The 1077-nt window shown below is 51.0% G+C and carries 1 protein-coding gene; it reads left to right on the top strand.

All coding sequences use genetic code 11. From position 1 onward, the window contains the following. The coding region (locus Q0256_RS02730) for a hypothetical protein (protein ID WP_297959828.1) at nt 1-1077 on the top strand (1077 nt) is incomplete at both ends.

Below are 1077 nucleotides of genomic sequence, written 5' to 3'. Positions count from 1 at the left end.
CGGTAGGCAAAGCGGTCAGAAAGGCCTACGCTTGGGAGGATGAAATTTTCAAAATCGCGCGGTTTAAGAAAAACCTCGACGCGATCGCCGCAAAACGCGGATATGCCGCGGGCGACCTCTCTAAATTTAGCGAAAAGGAGCTTGCTGCGGCGATGAGCGACGCGCAGTATCACTACGTCGATTATAGCACCCATTTCAACGGCTTTTTACGCAAGCTCGACAAAAGCGGTCTGACGCCGTTTTTGCACTACTCCGTCAAATCGACGCCGATGGTGATCAAAGCGATACTCAAAAACCCGCATCGTTTCGCGATGATGCAGGCAGCCTTTATAGCTGCGGACGCCGCGGGGCTGTCGCTAAGCTCGATTATCGCAGATACTGAAAAAGATAATCTCACCAAGCCGAAGTGGGCGCAAAGCTCGAGATTTCCTAACGTTTTCGGACTCAAAGCGTGGGCGAGGATAGGGGATAGCGATACCTATTTTAACGCAGGTCGTGCGGTCCCCGGCTTTAGATTTGACGAAATGTTTGATCTTAAAGGAGGAGGCTTTATCGGTGGATTAGTGCAGATCATATTTTTTGGCAAAAGCCCTTTAGGCTATGACATAGAGAGTAAAGAGGATAGCGGGGCGGAAAGCGCTCGCAAGCGCGCAAAAGAGCTAGCTAAAAATTATTTACCGAGCTTTACGATCGGCAGATATGGGCAGCAGCTCGGCGAGCAGGCTCTTTCAGACATCACGGGCGATAAAGATTACGCGCCTAAAGACTACAACAAGGACGAGCTCGGATACGCGGGCATCCTAAAACGTAGCGTGGGCGCGCGCCGCTTCAATCAGCAAAAGGAGCTCAACGCCGAACTCGGCAAGCTACGCAAGCAAAAGATGGAGCTCGAATACGTTAAGGTGCCCGATAGCAAAGACGCCGACAAGGTCGAAAAGGCGGTCAAACATAACGAAAAACTCGAAAAGATGAGTGCTTCGGAGAAAGCCGAAAAGCAGAAGCAAATCGATCGGAAGCTTGAAATTTTCAAAGAGGTGGCGGACGCTGAGGGCTTCGAGTTTGACGTGCAGAGCCTCA

The sequence above is a fragment of the uncultured Campylobacter sp. genome, from assembly GCF_937949835.1.
Classification (GTDB): domain Bacteria; phylum Campylobacterota; class Campylobacteria; order Campylobacterales; family Campylobacteraceae; genus Campylobacter_B.
Note: the sequence above shows the minus strand (reverse complement) of the source record. Positions and strands in the feature narration are given on the sequence as shown.